This is a genomic window from Companilactobacillus huachuanensis (assembly GCF_005404815.1).
GTDB lineage: Bacteria > Bacillota > Bacilli > Lactobacillales > Lactobacillaceae > Companilactobacillus > Companilactobacillus huachuanensis.
On the sequence record NZ_BJDF01000011.1, the window covers coordinates 1 to 17,701 of the forward strand.

Sequence of the window (17,701 nt, forward strand, 5' to 3'; positions counted from 1 at the left end):
TAGTCATCTACCTCATTAAGTGGATTATATCAAAAAAGCACCCATAACTGGATGCTTAAAAAACATTATAAATATCTTATGGACTTTTTCAGCAGCCTCGATGGTTGTGAGGTTTGTCATATTAGCAAATAAATACGATGAATTCGTTGGAGCCGTGACTGTAGTTCCTGTGGTAGGCGCTATATTTATGGTAGTGATATCGCCTGTGTTGCCACCCCAACGATCAGTATCAGTGCCGTTGCCTTCATCTAGTTGGCCAGTAATGTTAAGTGTTGTACTTGTTGAATCGTAATTCCAACCATTACCAGTATTTGTTGTAACTGCAACAGCTTCAGCAACTGGGGTTACAGGAGCTACAACAGCATCAGCAGCTAAAACATCGGCAGATAAAGTGGCGGCTGCAGGAGTCACAGCCATTAATTTATAATTTGTAAGTGTCGGTGCATCTACAGTGGCCGTAGCGTCTGTAGCATCAGTAGTATTATCAGCGGTAGTTACTGGATTAGATTCTGAAGCTGCGTCCGTTGTCTTTGCGACGGAATTATCAGTGACAGGAGTAGTTTCATCTACGGCAGTGGCCGCTTTAATAGCAGTATTAGTTGTATCTGCAGTAACTGGAGTTTCGGAAGTTGCCGAAACAGGTGCGCTTTCTACAGTAGTATCTTCCTTTGCCGTTGAAGCTACATCGCTTGTGTTAGCTGTAGTAGCATCAGTAGTGTCCTTGTTTCCAGTATTGTTTTCCACTACAGATGGTGTAGTAGTTTCAGTAGCAGCTTTAGAAGTACTATCAGTAGATGTAGTTGGGGCTGAGGTTGTTGAGGCAGTGTTTGAGCTGTCCGACGAAGTAGTCCCCGTACTGGAAGGTGTGGCGCTTGTTAGGCTTGTTGAAACTGTTGAAGCAGTAGTTGCATCGGCCTTAGCGACGTAACTAGGTGCTGTCATTAGTAACATTCCTCCGGCAATTGAAAGGCTGCTTACCACAACCCATGCCTTTTTAGACTTAACTAATTTTTTTCTCATGACCGAATTAGGGTCGCGTTTTAACTGTTGAAACCTCATAATTTTTACCCTCTATCCTCATAATTAAATAGGAAATGCCTATAGGCATACCGCTAAATTATAGTATTAAGATAAAAAAATATATTTCATTTTTGGTAAAAATATTTTACTAAAACAGTATTTTTTTATAATTATTTAACTTTCTAACATGTTGTAATGGAGTAAATGTAAATAATTTTATTAAGAAGGATAATCTTTTTAAAAAGATATTAAAAAAGAGCACAAAAAAAAGCCACATCTCTGTATCTCTGTGACTTTCTTTTTTATAGACTACTAATTAGTTTTTAACGATGTTAGTAGCTTGTGGTCCACGGTCGCCGTCTTCAACGTCGAATGTTACGTGTTGGCCTTCGTCCAAAGTCTTGAATCCGTCACCTTGGATAGCTGAGAAGTGAGCAAAAACGTCACTACCATCTTCGCGAGTAATAAAACCAAAACCTTTATCAGCGTTAAACCATTTAACTGTACCTTGTTCCATGAATGAGAACCTCCAGCGCTTCTTGCGCAAATTTTTTGCATTTTAAGCCAATTCAGAAAGTAACCATTCAAAAGAAAAATTAAGTCTCTTACTAACTTCAATACAATAGTTGCATTATGCTCTTTTTTTCTAGAAAATGGAACCCCTTTTTAATAATTAATGCAATTTCTTTTTTCTTTGACGTAATTAAAAGTTAAAACGCCATGGTATTTGCCCGGTAAATCACGGTTTCTAGACATTTTTTGAAATATATTTATTTTTCGTTACTATGCTTGTATCCGTAACTGAAGTAAATAATAAGTCCAATTGCAGTCCAACCAGCGTACATTTTCCAAGTGAATGATTGTAATTGTGTCATTAAGTAGACACAGGCCGCAAATGAAACGATTGGAAAGATTGGATATAACGGAACACGAAAGGCCGGTTTCAAATCTCGAGTATTTTTACTGTGGCGCAGGGAGATAACACCGATTGATGTTACGGCGAAGGCCAAAAGAGTACCGATATTAACTAGTTCAGTGATTTTTTCAATCGGGATTACGGCAGCGACTGTTGCAGCAACTAACCCGACTAGAAAGGTGCTTCTAATAGGAACACCTTGTTTGTTCAAATTTTTAAATTGACTTGGTAAAAGTCCATCTCGACTGAGTGAAAAAATCAAACGTGTTCCACCATAGATAACGACCAGCAAAACGGTGGTCATTCCCATAATGGCTCCGAGTGAAACAATACCTGAGATCCAATTAAGATTTAACAAGTTGAGGGCGTGTGAAACGGGATCGGCAACGTTTAGTTGTTTATAGTTAACCGCTCCGACTAATACTAATGAAACTAAACTGTAGAGGATAGCGACAATTAAAAGTGATGCAATGATTCCAATTGGCATGTTTCTTTTGGGATTCTTGACCTCTTCACTAGCCGAAGATACCGTATCAAATCCTAAGAAGGCATAAAATGCGACTGCCGCACCACGACCAATTCCACCAATACCGAAAGGAAGGAATGGGTTGTAATTCTTTGGTTTAACATAGAAGACTGTTACAGCGACGAATAATAAAATAACAAATATTTTGATATAAACCATGATGGTGTTAACTTTCATCGATTCATTCAGGCCTTGTAAAAGTAACGTTGTAGCGATTAAAACGATAATGAACGCAACGATGTCAAAACGACCTTCAGGGTTTCCGACAGTACCTGCGGCGGATTGCAGAACTTTTGGTAAATGAATTCCGAAGCCGGCAATGAGGTTTCTAAAATAGGCTGACCAACTTACGGCGGTAGATGATGCCGCAAAGAGGTATTCAGAAATCAGTGACCAACCAACGATCCATGCGATGATTTCGCCATAGACTGAGTAAGAGTAGGTGTAGGCACTACCTGCTAAAGGAATAGTTGAGGAGAATTCAGAGTAACAAAAAGCGGCTCCAATACAGACTAATGCTGCTAGAAGATACGTTAAAATAACCCCGGGTCCAGCATAATTTGCAGCAATAATTCCGGGCGTGATAAAAATACCAGAGCCGACAATAACACCGACACCCATGATAACAAGGTCTTTAGCTGTTAAAGTCCGTGCTAAACTGGTTTGTTCATGCAGTAGATCATTAACAATATCTTTTTTGCGAAACAGCGATGGCATAAATTGAATCCCCCTGACTAATGTACATTTCATTATGACATGTTAGGTATTAAATTTACAGTTTTACCTAATGTAATTAGTATTAATTTAATGTAAGTGAATTATGTTGTGAAAAAGTGCTAAGGAGGTGTTGTTTTCTTTTAATTTGGATACCAGGTCTTTTTGTGTTTTCAATAATTGCTGAACTTTTGAACATATGAATATGATTATTTCATTAATATAAAATTATTAATTACATGAATTGGTAGGACATTTTAATAATTGCTGATTGGAAATTTAGAATGAAAATAATAATAGTTCATGTCACACGTGGCGTTATAACGGTAAAAGGCGATGATGTGTCAATGACAGATGGACGACAATTTTAGGAGTTTAGTGATACCATTTGGGTAAATGAAGAAGGAGTGAGACCAATGCAATTTAATTTTGATAAAATAAATGATCGTCGAAGCGCTAATTCTTTTAAATGGAATGTTAAGGAACATGAGTTGCCAATGTGGGTCGCTGATATGGATATTCAGACGGCACCAGCTATTATGGATGCCATGCATAAAGATGTTGATCGTGGAATTTTTGGTTATCAATTTGTTCCAGAATCCTATTACCAAGCGGTCGCTAGTTGGTATAAAACGGAGCATAATTTTGAACCTGAGATAGACTGGTTAGTTTTCAGTAATGGAATCATGCCAACGATTGGTTCAATTTTGCGCCACTTGACTGACGTTGGGGACAATATTTTGATTCAAGAGCCCAACTATAATTCATTTTTCAAAACGATTGAAAATAATGGTCGTCATATCCTGAATAGTGAATTGACTTACAAAAATGGCAAGTACAACATTGATTGGAAAGACTTAGAAACAAAGATGCTTGATCCCCAAACTAGCGCTATGATTGTCTGCAATCCCCACAATCCTAGCGGTCAGATATGGGATAAAGCTACGCTGACTAAAATTGGTCAGATGGCTATTAAACATCAGGTTTTGATAATTTCAGATGAGATTCATGGTGATTTAACAATGCCTGGGCATGATTATATTCCGTTCGCTTCATTGGATAGTAATGTGATTGCCAACAGTATTTCTTTGGTATCACCAAGTAAAACCTTTAATCTGGCAATTTTACATGCTGCAACGATGATTATTCCAGATGCACAATTACGCCAAAGAGCTGAGAGAGCTGTTTCTGTCGATGGTTTGAATGAACCAGGTATTTTGGCAATTGACGCTTCAATTGCTGCCTATACTGAGGGTCATGAGTGGCTTCATGAACTACGTGACTATATTCAGGGAAATCGGGAATTTTTGGAAAAGTTCGTTCAAGACAATATCCCAGAAATCAAAGTTATCCCCGCTGAATCAACATATTTGGCCTGGATCGATTGCCGTAAGTTAACTGATAGGTCAGATGATTTTAATCAATACTTGCGAGATGAAACAGGATTGTATTTGGCCGAAGGTACGAAGTATCGTGGTAATGGGAACTGCTTCTTGAGAATGAATTTGGCTACACCTAGATGCAATGTTGAAGACGGTGTAGAAAGATTGAGAAAAGGCATTAATAAATTCGTTAACTAAAGGTTGAAAGTTTAGTTAAGTATGCCGTTTCCAGAGCTGAGAGTATTCACATGGTGCGAGGAACGGACCGAGCCAAAGTGCGGTCCCGAACCTCGCTACAAATGAATACTCTCAGCTCTTCCAACTAGTTTAATTTTTTACTTTTCAACCTTTAGCACATAAATCAAAGAGACACTGTAATCCAAAGTCGGATTGCAGTGTCTCTTTGATTTATTGCTCGAACGTTAACATGTTTTGTCTCACATTACTATTTGATCAAAACCATAATAATTGGAACAACAATCAAACTAAGCAAAGTAGTTTCGGTAACCATTATTGCTGCGTAATTTGAATCCGCATGATAAAGCTTGGCAACAACGGGGGCATTCGTCATAACGGGCATTGCTGCTTGAACGATGAAGACTTGTCTCATCAATGGTGTGGCGGGTATGAACAGGAACAACGCTGCCATCAACAAAGGTGCACAGATAAATCTTCCGAAAAGTATTGCCACATTATCTTTGTGAAAGGAAATATTCTTGAGCCCGGCGCTGTAGATTGAAATACCGATAAAAATCATTGATAGTGGAATAGTCAGATTTCCCAAGTATTCAAAGTCAGACATTAAGAAGCTTGGCAGTTGAATATGGAGCATTACTAAAATTAAACCTATGATGAATCCCAATAATGGTGGTGAGAATACTTTTTTGAGTGTCGTTTTGAGCTTGAAATGTCCTTTAATTTCTCCATCCATTTGAATTAGATAGGTTCCTAGTGTCCAGAAAAATGTGGTGTTAGCCATGTAATAAACGAGGACGTAAGGTAAACTTTTTTCCCCAAAGAGAGCCATGTTGACAGGGAGACCAACGAAAACAGTATTGGAATTGAAGAACATTGAAGCAAAGAGTCCTTTATGCTTAGGGTCAATTTTGAGTATTTTAATCAGGAGAATCGAAATAAAAATCAAAATGGTCATTGAAATGACAGGAATTGCCAAGTCGGGTAACAGTTTGATCAATTTGGCGGCCGTAAAATCTTTGGTAATGGTCGAAATCATATATGTTGGCAAGGCAACTTGGGTAACCAATTTAGCGATTAGTCTAGTTGAATTTTCAGAAAACCAACCAAGCGCACTGAGGCCGTAGCCAACTGCAATTAAACCGATGATTATAAGAATCCCTTGAATACTGGAAAAGAATACGCCCATTTGAAAAACACCCTTCACATTTATGTATATGTCTTATGTTACACTTTTTTGAAAAATTTTGAAAAAGGTTCGGACTTCTTAAGTATTTTCATAATAGGTACGGTCCAATTTAAAAAGTGGTCGAGTCTAAATTCTTGTAAAATGTAATCGCTGTCCTACAATGGAACTATAAATGAAGACCATGTTTTATGGTTTTGTCTAAAGGTGAAAGATTAAAAATTAATATAACCCTTGTTTTTAAGACCTGGAGTTAATTTTTTTAATAAGCAAAAATCTCTAATTTATTGTTCTTATCAATAAATTAGTTGGAAGAGCTGAGAGTATTCATTTGCAGTAATTGAATACTCTCAGCTCTGGAAACGGCATACTTTCAACCCCTTAGATAGTTTTATTAAATAGGAGGAATTGATTATGGCATATAAAACAGTCAATCCATATACAAATGAACTAGTTAAGTCTTATCCCGATGCTACATCTACGGAAATTGAAGCAGCATTGAGCACTGGAAATTCACTATATAAGAAGTGGCGCGATGAACCTGTTAATAGTCGAGCTGTGATTTTGCACGAAATTGCTGACCGTTTGCGTGAGAACGAGGATGAATTGGCAAAAATTGCGACAACTGACATGGGTAAACTTTACGCTGAATCCAAGGGTGAAGTTGAACTCTGTGCCATCATTGCTGACTATTATGCTGACAACGGTGCTGAAATGTTAAAGCCAACTCCACTAAGCAGTCGTAATACTGGTGATGCTGAAATTTTACATCAAGCAACAGGTATTTTGATGATGGTTGAACCATGGAATTTCCCATATTATCAAATTATGCGTGTCTTCGCCCCTAACTTTATGGTCGGAAATCCTATGATATTGAAGCACGCTTCGAATACTCCAGGTTCAGCTGCAGCATTTGAAAAAATCGTTAAAGATGCTGGCGCTCCAGAGGGAAGTTTGACAAACTTATTTGCTAGCTATGACCAAGTAGCTGACATCATTGCCGATCCTCGTGTTCAAGGGGTTGCCTTGACTGGGTCCAAGCGTGGTGGTCAATCAGTTGCCGAAACAGCTGCTAAGAGTTTGAAGAAGAATTCGATGGAACTTGGTGGTTCAGATGCCTTCGTTGTTTTGTCAGACGCTGACGTTGATAAAGCAGTTGATTTGGCTTGGCGTGTCCGGATTTATAATGCTGGTCAAGTATGTACTTCAGACAAGAGATTCATCGTTGCCGACAATTTGTACGATGAATTTTTGAAGAAGCTCAAGGCTAATTTCGAAAAATTAGTTCCTGGTGATCCAATGGATCCTAAGACGACGATTGCTCCAATGAATTCCAAGCGTGCTAAGGAGAAGTTGCAAGGTCAAATTGATAAAGCTGTCGCTGGTGGCGCCAAAGTTTACTATGGCAATCAACCGATCGATTTGCCCGGTCAATTTATTCAACCAACGATTTTGACGGACATTGCTCCCGATAATCCAGAATTCTATGATGAAATGTTTGGACCAGTTGCCCAAGTATTCAAAGTCAGTTCTGATCAAGAAGCTATTGACTTAGCTAATAACTCTGAACTAGGTTTAGGTGGCATTGTCGTCTCAGCTGATTCCCAACATGGTAAGGCTGTTGCCGAAAAGATTGAAACGGGTATGGTCTTCGTAAATTCATTCCTTGTTTCATTACCTGAGTTGCCATTCGGTGGTGTTAAAGGTTCAGGTTATGGACGTGAAATGAGTCAATTAGGTTTGACTGCCTTTACTAATGAGAAGTTAGTTGTTACAGCTCAAGAACCCGATTGGAACAATCCAGCCGGTGGGTTGGCAGTTTTTAAATAAACTAAGAGAGCCGCCTCTGGTGGCGAGGTATGGAGTACCGCTATGGGACCGGCGCGAGCCAAGGTCTCGCGCCTCGCTTTTGAGCCGAAAATCGCGTCTCAAAAGACGTCCTTGTTGTAAGGCCGGAAGACCGCCGGTCTAACAACAATTTCACAGCGGTCTCCATACCTCGCCACCAGAGGCTAATGTAAATTTAATAACTTTGGTTTTAATATTAAACAACTCAAATATGATATAAAATTGAAAAAGCGGACTACCAAATACTGGTAATTCGCTTTTTTACTGTGCTGATAATTTATTGTAAACATCGTTAGACATATCTTTTTCGAATACTTCTCGGTATGTATAAACGTAAGCACCTTTTGCCGTTACTTCTAGAAAATGCCCTTGTTTCAATTTGCCCATACCAGTGAATTTTATGGGATGCTCGTTGCCGTTCTTGTCGTAACTTGTGAGTGTGTAATCATAGTTGCCATAACCATCTTCATCACGACCTTTGGCATTGTCGATCTTAACGTAGTAAGGTTGCTTCTTGACCAAAAAATTATATTGTCCAAGTGCTGAAGAAAAATCATCGGTCTTATCCTTCGTATATACGCATGCTCCGACATAGACGATTCCGACAATTGATATTGTTAGTAATATTGAATGTAATAATTTTCTCATAGTTAACCACCTCTTGATAATAGTGTAAAATGGCGACTGTTTTTTTCACATTTGATTTTCTAACAGTTTACTTACAATTACGTAAGGGTAAGAAACTAAAGGTTGAAGGTTTAATTAAGTATGCCGTTTATAGAGCTGAGAGTATTCATTTGCTGCGCGGAACGGACTGGGCCAAAGTACGGTCTCCAACACGCCCGGTGATGTAAGAACTGAAGCTCTAACGCCACTTTCGCTGCAAATGAATACTCTCAGCTCTTCCAACTTGTTGTTCTTTTTAATGAAAGGAATAATAAAACAAAACTCCTGATTATTTAAATAAATTAACTCTAGGCAAGAAATTTAATCAGCTTGGAGTTATTTCATCTGAAAGCGATTACGCGGTATAATTAAAGTACTAATAATTGTGATGGGAGAAATGTTTATGGACGAGACAAAAAAGTTAGTAAATAATGATTTTGAAGATATTATGTTAAATCGCCACTCATATCGTAATTTTAAGAGTGATGTAGTTATTCCACGTGAAGAGATCACTGAGATGCTCAAGGAAGCAATCACGGCTCCTTCAGCATGTAATTTACAGTCATGGCATTTTGTTGTCTGTGATGACGCTAAGGGTAAGGAAAAAGCTCATTCAGTTGTGATGCCATTCAACTATCCACAGATTGACAGCGCATCCGCAGTTATCTTCGTTTTGGGTGATACACAATCACACCTAAAGTATCGTGACGTTTGGAATAAAGCCTGTGAAAATGGACAAATCACACCAGAAGAACGTGACAAAGTATTCAAGACATTCTTGCCATTATACGAACATGCTGACAGAAGTTTCTTGGAAAAAGATGCTACGATCGACGGAAGTATGGCCGCTATGCAATTGTTATTGATTGCAAGAGCTCACGGATATGAAGCCAATCCAATGTCTGGTTATTTCTTCGATAAAGTTGCCGCAGCATTTGACTTGGATAGTGACCGTTATATACCCATTACAGCAGTCGCTATTGGTAAACCAGAAGGTACATTTACTAAATCAGTTCGTTATGACGTTAAAGATGTCAGTGAATTTATTTAGGCTTTTCAGTTTTTTTGATGTTTTCAATATTGTATTGAATTTATAAATGTTTATATGAAAAATAGGCTTCATTCAGAAATTAAGCAATTCTGGATGAAGCCTATTTTAATGTGGAGTGATGGCATAGCTTTGGCGTTGTTAATTTATTTATAATTCAATTAGTCGGAAGGTCTGAGAATATTCACCAGTTGTGGGTGTGGCGTTAGAGCTTTAGCTCTTACACCACCGGGCGAGTTTGGAGACTTTCCGGTCTATGGAAAGGCTTCAAACCGAGGTTTGAGACCGCTTCTCAGGCTCGAACCGGTCCGCATAGCAGGTGAATATTCTCAGACCTGGAGACGGCCAGCTTTAATCCAATTCTTCATCATCTATTTCTGTGGATTCAATAGATTTTGTAACTGGAACTTTATTACGTTCTTTGACGAAGTAGATTATCGTCATAACGACTAAAAAGACGACTCCGACCATCAATGAAACGGTTGTTTCAGGATTTAAGAACATAAACACTAAGATAATTAATAGTGAAATAATTGCGAGGTAATTACTCGTTGGATAGAATGGCATTTTGAATGGATGAGTTTTCATCATTTCATGATTGATTTTTCTGAAACGCAGCTCACTCAAGAGGATTACGAACCATGGCACCATACCTGGCAAGACACTGGAGCTGTATACGATAACGAAGATGTTGCTTGATGTGTGAAGGAATAGTGGCAAGGTATAGTTCAAAATTAATCCTAATAAAATACCAATTGAAATGGCCAACACAGGGATGTATGGAACATTGTGCTTTGAAAGTTTTACGAAAGATTTAGGTAAATGTTTTTCCAAACCAAGTGTGTAAAGCATTCTACTAGAGCTGAAAATACCTGAGTTACAGCCGGACATGGCAGCTGTCAACATAACGAAGTTAATGATTTCAGCCGCAAAGGTAATTCCAACTTTAGAAAATGTTTCAACGAATGGGGAACCAATAGTGCCTAATTTGTCCCATGGATAGATAGCAACGATAACGAAAATCGCTCCGATATAGAAAATTAAGATTCTACCAACGATTGAACGGATGGCTCTAACGATATTTTCTTGAGGATTTTCAGCTTCACCCGCTGTAACCCCGATAACTTCGATACCTTGATACGAGGCGACAACGATTGAAAGTGCAAAGACGAAACCTTTGAGACCACCTGTGAAGAAACCACCGTTTGTCCAGAGATTACTGATTCCAACGGGATGACCGCCATTACCAACACCAAAGACGATAACGAAGAACCCTAAGATGATCATCATAATAATTGTAAGAACCTTAATTAAGGCAAACCAGAATTCTAATTCACCATAGGCTTTGACAGAAGTTAAGTTGGCTAGGCAAAGCGTAACGACTACGACGACCCCGGCAATCCATTTTGGCATCGTAGGAAACCAAAACTCGAGGTAAGTTCCGACGGCGATAACTTCACTGATACCAACGACTAAGTATTGAAAAACATTGCTCCAAGCTGTTAAATATCCAACTACAGGATGCAGATATTCAGTCGCATACTTGGCAAATGAACCAGTAGCAGGGTCAACGTAAAGCATTTCGCCTAAAGCGCGCATGACCATGTATAGGATCAACCCAGCCAAGGCATATGCCAATAAGACTGAAGGACCGGTCCACTTGATCGTAGATGCAGATCCCATGAAAAGACCAACCCCAATGGTTCCGCCCAAAGCAATCATTTGCATTTGTCTTGAAGATAAACTGCGACTCAGTTTTTCCTTAGCCATATATAAACCGCCCTCTTTGTTCACGTTTCATGAACACTTGTATTAATAACATGGATTATATGATAACGCAGTCCTGTGAAAATGTCATATGTTTTTTCATATTATTATGAAAAAGTTAGATGTAAAGTTAAATGCTTAATATTCTAGATAAATATTTTTATTTTGTGATTCAATATAAATTTGTTTATATATATTTACAAATCAACATATAAATTAGATAATATAGGATAATAGTAGAGAGGCTCTTTGAATCTTAATAATTATGCGGGATATAAAGGCAAAGCTTTACCTTTTATTCCGCATAATTTATCTACTGGATTTGAAGATGTAGCGAGGACAAAACTATGGATATTAATATTTTTATTGAGCGGAGAAAGTCATTAAAAATGTCACAGGTAAAGCTGTGCGAGGGTATTTGTACGCAATCGACCTTGAGCAAATTTGAGAATAATGGTCGTGTACCTTCATTGAATATCTTGAATAAACTTTGTGAACGTCTGGGGCTTTCGGTTGATGATCTTTATAAAAACTCGACTGATTCCACGACTCATATGCGTCGAGTTTTAGAGCAGATCGAAAAGAAATTTATGATGGAAAGTTATCCTGAAGTGGCTCAAGGTTTGAGTGAAATTGATGTTAATACAATCAACAATCCGACCTTGAAACTCCAGTACTACTACCAAAAAGGCTTGTTTACAGCACTAACTAATGGGAAACCTGAAGAGATGTTTTTCTACTTTTCACAGATTTTGGACGATTTAGACGAAAAACATCAGACAATTTATTCGTATATCGCTTATATTGGCTTGGGAACCTTTTATTCTCGACTCAATCAAATTAAAGAAGCTGATTTCTATTTTGAAAAAGCTTGGAACTTTATTAAATTACATGCAAATGAAACCTATCCTAAAAACACAGTGAATGACTATTTACGTTTATTGACTGTTATCTTTTTTACAGCTTCCTTCTATATTAAGGTCAATGATTTTGACAAGGGGACAGACCTAGTTAATCGCGGGATTAAGTTGTGTGCTGAAGAACACATGACTTACTACTTGCCTCGGTTGAAGTTGTTGGCTGCCAAGATTGCTATTGGTCAGGGAAAATCATCTGAAGAAGTTTTAGGACTATTAACAGAAGCCGCTGCCTTTGCCAAGATCAATCGCAATGAAGTGGTTGAATTGAGAATTAATGCATTACGTAAACAGTATGAAGAAAGTAATTAGGATGGTTAATCCGATTATTCTAAATATTGAGCTATTTAGGTAAGTATGCCGTTTCCAGAGCTGAGAGTATTCAATTGCTGCGCGGAACGGCCCGAGCCTGGGAAGCGGTCTCGAGCCTCGGTTGAAGCCTCGCAAAACCCGCGAGGCTTCAACACGTCCGGTGGTGTAATTGCTGAAGCAATAACGCCACTTTCGCTGCAAATGAATACTCTCAGCTCTTCCAACTAGTTTATTTTTTTAATGGCAGTAGAAAAAAAGACTTCTGATTATTTAAATAAATTAGCTCTAGGCCTTTAACAACAATGGTTATATTAATTTTTCAACCTTCAGTTTTGAAAATAAAAATGATAGAAAGCATCCCTTAATCGGAAGCTTTCTATCATTTTGTTTTGTCGTAATTTATCTAAACTCTTTTACGTTTTAATTCAAAGATTGAAATTAATCCTAGAATCAATACTCCTAAAATTGAATAAAGAATATTGGCATCTTTGGAACCGGTCTGAGGCAAAAGGCCATTTGAAGTATTAGTCTTTTGATAAGGAACGGATGGAACCATTGGATTGCCAGATGTGAAGTTGGTAGTTGTGTTAGAACCGCCACCACCGTTACCTGTATTTACTTGGTCTCCAGTACCACCGTTGTTGCCGTTATTACCATCAGGATTTCCGGGAGTAAATGGATTGCCAGGGTTATCAGGATTTTCCGGTGTCTTTGGTGTATGAGTATTAGTTATCGTTATAACGCCGCCATTTGCTGACTGAGAGGTAGTATAGCCAGAAACGTTATTTTCTTTAATACTGTATTTGCCGTTCTTGTCCAAATTATTCCAAGTGTATGACCAAGCATTGAGTGAATTCAATTGAACCGCTTGACCAGTTACTACACCATCCCTTAATAGATGAATAGTTACTTGGCTAGGACGAAGGTTGTCTTTGTTATTGTTGTCATTCCAAAGTTTATTAACGGTTAGATTAGTTTTATCGTCTGTTGTTGTGCTTGGCGTGTGTGTATTGGTGATTTTCACGTCAGTTGCATCGGTTTTATCAATGTTAGATGCGTAGTTGGCAACTGTGTCCTCAGAAACGCTGTAAGTTGATTCTTTGTCGAGTCCGGTAAAGTTATAGTTCCAACTGTTATTAGCGTTTAAAACGGCTGAATTGATTTCTTTACCATCTTTAAAGAGATGAACGGTAACTTGATTAGGACGAAGGCCATCTTTGTTATTATTGTCGCTCCAAGTTTTAGTAACATTCAAGTTAGTTTTGTCATCAGTTGGAGTTGTCGTTGAAGGTGTATGCGTATTGATGATTTGCACATTAGTTGCATTAGTTGAATCAATGTTTGTTGTGTAGTTAGCGACTTTATCTTCTGTGATAGTATATTTAGCAGTCTTATCAAGTCCAGTAAAGTCGTGGTTCCAGTTGTTATCGGAATTTAAAACGGCTGAATCAACTTTATTACCATCTTTTAATAAGTTAACTGTGACTGAAGTAGGACGAAGATTATCTTTATTATTGCTGTCGCTCCAAATTTTGGTGACATTCAAATTGGTTGTTGTATCACCAGTATTGCCACCGGAATTTGGTAATGTATTGGTGATCGTAGCTGTTGTCGCATTTGAATATGCGATAGTCGGTGTGTAACCTGCGGGAGGATTTATTTCAGAGACTGTATATGCAATATCTTTGTCATTTGCAGTCTTATCAAGTTTATCCCAATTGTATGTCCAACCATTATCCTTATTCAAAGTTACTGGTGACCCACTATTTACACCGTTAGCTTTTAATTGAACTTGGACTGAAGTAGGACGGTTAGCACTATTGTTGTCGTTCCAAATTTTAGATACTTGGAAATTCGTCTGATTGTCAGTTGGTGTTGTGTTGGCCGTATTAGTGATTGTCGCGGAAGTGTCAGTTTGATCAACATCAATGTTTTTGGCATAACCGGTAACATCATCTTCATTAGCTGAGTATTGAATAGCTTTGCCAGCAGCATCGTTCTTAGCTAAACCAGTCCAAGTGTAAGACCATTTGCCATTAGTATCAGGCTTGATAGTTACTGGATCACCAGTCTGAGTACCGTTAGCTGTTAAATGCACTGTGATTGAACTAGGACGCTTGGAACTGTCGGTATCAGACCAAACCTTGTTAACGGTGAAGTCTCGCGTATCGTCAGTTGGCGTAGTCGTTGAATCGTGTGTATTTGTGATGGTTTCTGTCGTTTTGTCATCGTTATATGTGATTGATGGGGTATATCCGTCGACAGTATCCACTTCTTTTGCGGAGTAAGTTATTTCATTACCATCTGCGTCATATTTTGGAAGCTGATTAGTTTTACTAGATGTATCTGCGGAATCATTAGCACCAAATTTGTATGTCCAGTTATTTTCAGAATTCAAAGTTACTGGGTCGCCAAGGGCCTGATCGCCTTGATTATTGTCATTCTGATACAGCTGAATTTGAACAGAAGTAGGATCCGTGACATCTTTATTATCGCCGTCGTCCCAGACTTTGTTGACGGTTAAACTAGTAGCAAGGGTATTGGTAACAACTTTATCGTAATTATTATTGTAGTTGTAACTGTCAGATGAAATGTAGTTTGAGGGTATATCTGATTCGGATACGTACCATCTGTCGGGTGAGGTTAATTCTGGTAGATTTTCGAAGGTATATGTCCATCCATTTTCCTTCGATAATTTTGCCGAATTAGTTGCTGAACTAGAATAATCACTTGGAACTTTATGATTTCCAGTAAATGCGCTCACTGTGATAGGATCGTGATCATCTTGAGCCTTGCCATCATTCCAAACCTTTTTAACGGTAAATTTAGTTTTATCAGGAGTTAAAGTATTAATTATATTTTGTAGAGTTGTGCTCTGTGTTGGATCTGGAATATTCACAGTACCCGTGAATCCAGGTGCTGTAGTTGCATCTTCTTGAACGGTATAGTTGATTTCATTACCATTAGCGTCGTACTTTGGAAGATTGTAGAAACTATACGTCCAGTTATTGTCATCTGAAACTGTTTGAGACTGGTCCGTTTTTATGGAATTGGCCAATAAATCGATAGTTACCGATGTAGGTTTGTTAATTCCAGTAGGTAGTACACTAGGAAGATCCCATAATTTTGTACCAACTATTGAAGTAATAGCGCTACTGGCTCCTGCGTCACTACCCAATTTATTGGTTGAAAGATTGACAGGTATACTTTGAATTTCAGTTGTTTTAGAAATCAAATCTCCAGTATTACCATATGAATCTGATAAATTGTCAGTATTAGTAATTTGTGTATCATAATTAATTATTATGGTTTGATTAATGTCACCGAATTTAGCAGTGAAACCTTGGTCAGTTGTTTCTAAGCCCTTTAACATGTTAGTTTCTTTGTCATCTGTCCTTACGCCCGTCGTTTTATCGAAGGATGTAGGATAAGCAACAATTGGGTGGTCAGAATCATTTAATAATTTTTGATTAGGACCGATAGTATCTTTATAAATGGCGTCAGGAATCGATGCTTCTTTATAGTTAATTCTGACAGTCCAGTGGATGATATTCCCGTCAAAACCACCATATTTGTAAAGAACTTCTTTATTATCAGGCAATGATGGTTTTACACTGACGGTACCAGTTGAATTGGAATCTGGATTACTAGCCGTTCCTTGACTGGTCCAATCCAATACGATGTCCTTGCTGAAGTCAGTATTGGCGTCCCAAGAAACTCGGTTGACCCAAAATGACCCTATAAGAGGGGAGTCTCCTTTTGAAAGACTCTCGGCTGTGTCGTTGAAAGTTATCGTAATTGTCCTGGTTTGAGGATCCAAAACGTCAGTCCCGATAACAGTGGAACTCCCTTTTTGATAAACATTAGCTGTATCGGCATTACTTAAAGCAAGTTCTTTCGGAACGGTAACGACCATTGTGTCACCAGCGTGAATAACTTGATTAGTGCCATTTAATTTATTTGAGAATTCCCAATAAGCTTTCATTGATTGATTTTGATCGAAAGTAGTTAATTTATTACCATCCAAATCTTGTAACTGAACAGAAGTTATTAATGAATCTCCCCAATTTGGACCCGAAGCCGTACTCGTGGTGGAATCTGCTGCTTTGACAATGCTACTTGAGCTGGTCATAAAAACAGACAGGATTATGATCAGTAGACTAAATATGCTATTTCCCTTTTTAAACATATTTATTTTTCCCCCTAGTTCAGTAATTCATGAATACTTACTTAAATCCGTATATACCATTAATATTACTACTCGTATTAACAAATATAAATATATTGATAATGAAATTTAATAAAATCATACTATTATGGAAATGGCATATTCGATTAAACTTTCAACCTTTCTTTTATAAGCTATAATTACTATATCTGCACAATTTGGAGGAAAACATGGCCACACTTGAAGTTAAGAATTTACACGTTGAAATTGAAGACGAAGAACGAAAGACAAAAAAAGAAATTCTAAAAGGCGTTAATCTTGAAATGAAGACTGGTGAAATCCATGCCATCATGGGTCCTAATGGTACTGGTAAATCAACTTTGTCACAAACAATCATGGGACAATCCAACTACCACGTTACTGAAGGCGATATTTTATTGAATGGTGAAAGTATTCTGGAAATGCCTGTCGATGAGCGAGCTCGTAAGGGATTATTCTTAGCAATGCAATATCCTGCTGAAATCCAAGGTGTAACTAATGCTGAATTCTTGCGTGCTGCTATCAACGCTCGTCGTCCCGAAAATGACAAAATTTCAGTAATGGATTTTCTCAAAGAATTGGACAAGAATCTGGAACTCTTAGATATGAGTCAAAAAATGACCGAAAGATATTTAAATGAGGGCTTTTCTGGTGGTGAAAAGAAGCGTAATGAAATCCTCCAATTATTGATGATCAAACCTAATTTTGCACTACTTGATGAAATTGATTCAGGTTTAGATATTGATGCGCTTAAAGTTGTTTCCAAGGGCGTTAACTCAATGCGCGGTGATAATTTTGGAGCATTGATTATTACTCACTACCAACGGCTTTTAAACTACATTCAACCCGATGTCGTCCATGTAATGATGGGTGGCCGAATCGTTAAAAATGGTCCAGCTGACCTTGCGTTGAAGTTGGAAAAAGAAGGTTACGCTGGTTTAAGGGATGAACTTGGACTTGATGTAAAATTGGTTGATGAGGATTAGGAGGCAGCGTT

At 38.1% G+C, this 17,701-nt stretch carries 12 protein-coding genes; 5 read left to right on the forward strand and 7 right to left on the reverse strand.

Annotated features, from left to right (window positions below; translation table 11 throughout):
• Positions 1-24: 24 nt before the first annotated feature.
• The 3 genes from FFM71_RS07445 to FFM71_RS07455 form a co-directional block, all read right to left on the reverse strand.
• A complete protein-coding gene (locus FFM71_RS07445) occupies positions 25-1,059 on the reverse strand; it encodes a hypothetical protein (protein ID WP_137611546.1) in 1,035 nt (344 codons plus the stop codon).
• A 277-nt stretch (positions 1,060-1,336) separates the two neighbouring features.
• A complete protein-coding gene (locus FFM71_RS07450; RefSeq protein WP_137611547.1) occupies positions 1,337-1,537 on the reverse strand; it encodes a cold-shock protein in 201 nt (66 codons plus the stop codon).
• Positions 1,538-1,790: 253 nt separating this feature from the next.
• Positions 1,791-3,179, reverse strand: a complete 1,389-nt coding sequence (locus tag FFM71_RS07455) for an amino acid permease (RefSeq protein ID WP_137611548.1) — start codon at positions 3,177-3,179, stop codon at positions 1,791-1,793.
• Positions 3,180-3,592: 413 nt separating this feature from the next.
• On the opposite strand from FFM71_RS07455, the gene FFM71_RS07460 reads away from it, so the two are divergent.
• The gene (locus FFM71_RS07460; protein ID WP_137611549.1) at positions 3,593-4,756 is read left to right on the forward strand and encodes a MalY/PatB family protein; all 1,164 of its coding nucleotides are present in this window, start codon (positions 3,593-3,595) and stop codon (positions 4,754-4,756) included.
• A gap of 247 nt (positions 4,757-5,003) precedes the next feature.
• Here the strand turns inward: FFM71_RS07460 and FFM71_RS07465 are convergent, their stop codons facing one another.
• On the reverse strand, positions 5,004-5,942 hold the full coding sequence (locus FFM71_RS07465) for an AEC family transporter (protein ID WP_137611550.1): 939 nt from the start codon (positions 5,940-5,942) through the stop codon (positions 5,004-5,006).
• A 411-nt stretch (positions 5,943-6,353) separates the two neighbouring features.
• Here FFM71_RS07465 and FFM71_RS07470 point away from each other — a divergent pair, with 411 nt between their 5' ends.
• The gene (locus tag FFM71_RS07470) at positions 6,354-7,769 is read left to right on the forward strand and encodes an NAD-dependent succinate-semialdehyde dehydrogenase (RefSeq protein WP_137611551.1); all 1,416 of its coding nucleotides are present in this window, start codon (positions 6,354-6,356) and stop codon (positions 7,767-7,769) included.
• Positions 7,770-8,048: 279 nt separating this feature from the next.
• On the opposite strand, the gene FFM71_RS07475 is transcribed toward FFM71_RS07470, so the two are convergent.
• The gene (locus FFM71_RS07475; RefSeq protein WP_137611552.1) at positions 8,049-8,435 is read right to left on the reverse strand and encodes a YxeA family protein; all 387 of its coding nucleotides are present in this window, start codon (positions 8,433-8,435) and stop codon (positions 8,049-8,051) included.
• 421 nt (positions 8,436-8,856) lie between these two features.
• On the opposite strand from FFM71_RS07475, the gene FFM71_RS07480 reads away from it, so the two are divergent.
• Positions 8,857-9,504 (forward strand): nitroreductase family protein, encoded by a 648-nt coding sequence (locus FFM71_RS07480; protein WP_137611553.1) that lies wholly within the window; start codon positions 8,857-8,859, stop codon positions 9,502-9,504.
• 348 nt (positions 9,505-9,852) lie between these two features.
• Here the strand turns inward: FFM71_RS07480 and FFM71_RS07485 are convergent, their stop codons facing one another.
• The gene (locus FFM71_RS07485) at positions 9,853-11,271 is read right to left on the reverse strand and encodes an amino acid permease (protein WP_137611554.1); all 1,419 of its coding nucleotides are present in this window, start codon (positions 11,269-11,271) and stop codon (positions 9,853-9,855) included.
• 344 nt (positions 11,272-11,615) lie between these two features.
• Between FFM71_RS07485 and FFM71_RS07490 the strand changes: the two genes are divergently transcribed.
• Positions 11,616-12,497, forward strand: coding sequence for a helix-turn-helix domain-containing protein (locus FFM71_RS07490; protein WP_137611555.1), 882 nt, complete (start codon positions 11,616-11,618; stop codon positions 12,495-12,497).
• Between the two features lie 403 nt (positions 12,498-12,900).
• On the opposite strand, the gene FFM71_RS07495 is transcribed toward FFM71_RS07490, so the two are convergent.
• Positions 12,901-16,686, reverse strand: a complete 3,786-nt coding sequence (locus tag FFM71_RS07495) for a Cna B-type domain-containing protein (protein ID WP_137611556.1) — start codon at positions 16,684-16,686, stop codon at positions 12,901-12,903.
• Between the two features lie 209 nt (positions 16,687-16,895).
• Between FFM71_RS07495 and sufC the strand changes: the two genes are divergently transcribed.
• Positions 16,896-17,690 carry a Fe-S cluster assembly ATPase SufC gene (gene sufC / locus FFM71_RS07500; protein ID WP_137611557.1) on the forward strand — a complete coding sequence of 265 codons (795 nt, stop codon included), beginning with the start codon at positions 16,896-16,898 and terminating at the stop codon, positions 17,688-17,690.
• Positions 17,691-17,701 lie beyond the last annotated feature (11 nt).

Coding starts and splice junctions, on each gene's coding strand:
- FFM71_RS07445 (WP_137611546.1), bottom strand. CDS start 1,059: ATGAGGTTTCAACAGTTAAAACGCGACCCTAATTCGGTCATGAGAAAA.
- FFM71_RS07450 (WP_137611547.1), bottom strand. CDS start 1,537: ATGGAACAAGGTACAGTTAAATGGTTTAACGCTGATAAAGGTTTTGGT.
- FFM71_RS07455 (WP_137611548.1), bottom strand. CDS start 3,179: ATGCCATCGCTGTTTCGCAAAAAAGATATTGTTAATGATCTACTGCAT.
- FFM71_RS07460 (WP_137611549.1), top strand. CDS start 3,593: ATGCAATTTAATTTTGATAAAATAAATGATCGTCGAAGCGCTAATTCT.
- FFM71_RS07465 (WP_137611550.1), bottom strand. CDS start 5,942: ATGGGCGTATTCTTTTCCAGTATTCAAGGGATTCTTATAATCATCGGT.
- FFM71_RS07470 (WP_137611551.1), top strand. CDS start 6,354: ATGGCATATAAAACAGTCAATCCATATACAAATGAACTAGTTAAGTCT.
- FFM71_RS07475 (WP_137611552.1), bottom strand. CDS start 8,435: ATGAGAAAATTATTACATTCAATATTACTAACAATATCAATTGTCGGA.
- FFM71_RS07480 (WP_137611553.1), top strand. CDS start 8,857: ATGGACGAGACAAAAAAGTTAGTAAATAATGATTTTGAAGATATTATG.
- FFM71_RS07485 (WP_137611554.1), bottom strand. CDS start 11,271: ATGGCTAAGGAAAAACTGAGTCGCAGTTTATCTTCAAGACAAATGCAA.
- FFM71_RS07490 (WP_137611555.1), top strand. CDS start 11,616: ATGGATATTAATATTTTTATTGAGCGGAGAAAGTCATTAAAAATGTCA.
- FFM71_RS07495 (WP_137611556.1), bottom strand. CDS start 16,686: ATGTTTAAAAAGGGAAATAGCATATTTAGTCTACTGATCATAATCCTG.
- sufC (WP_137611557.1), top strand. CDS start 16,896: ATGGCCACACTTGAAGTTAAGAATTTACACGTTGAAATTGAAGACGAA.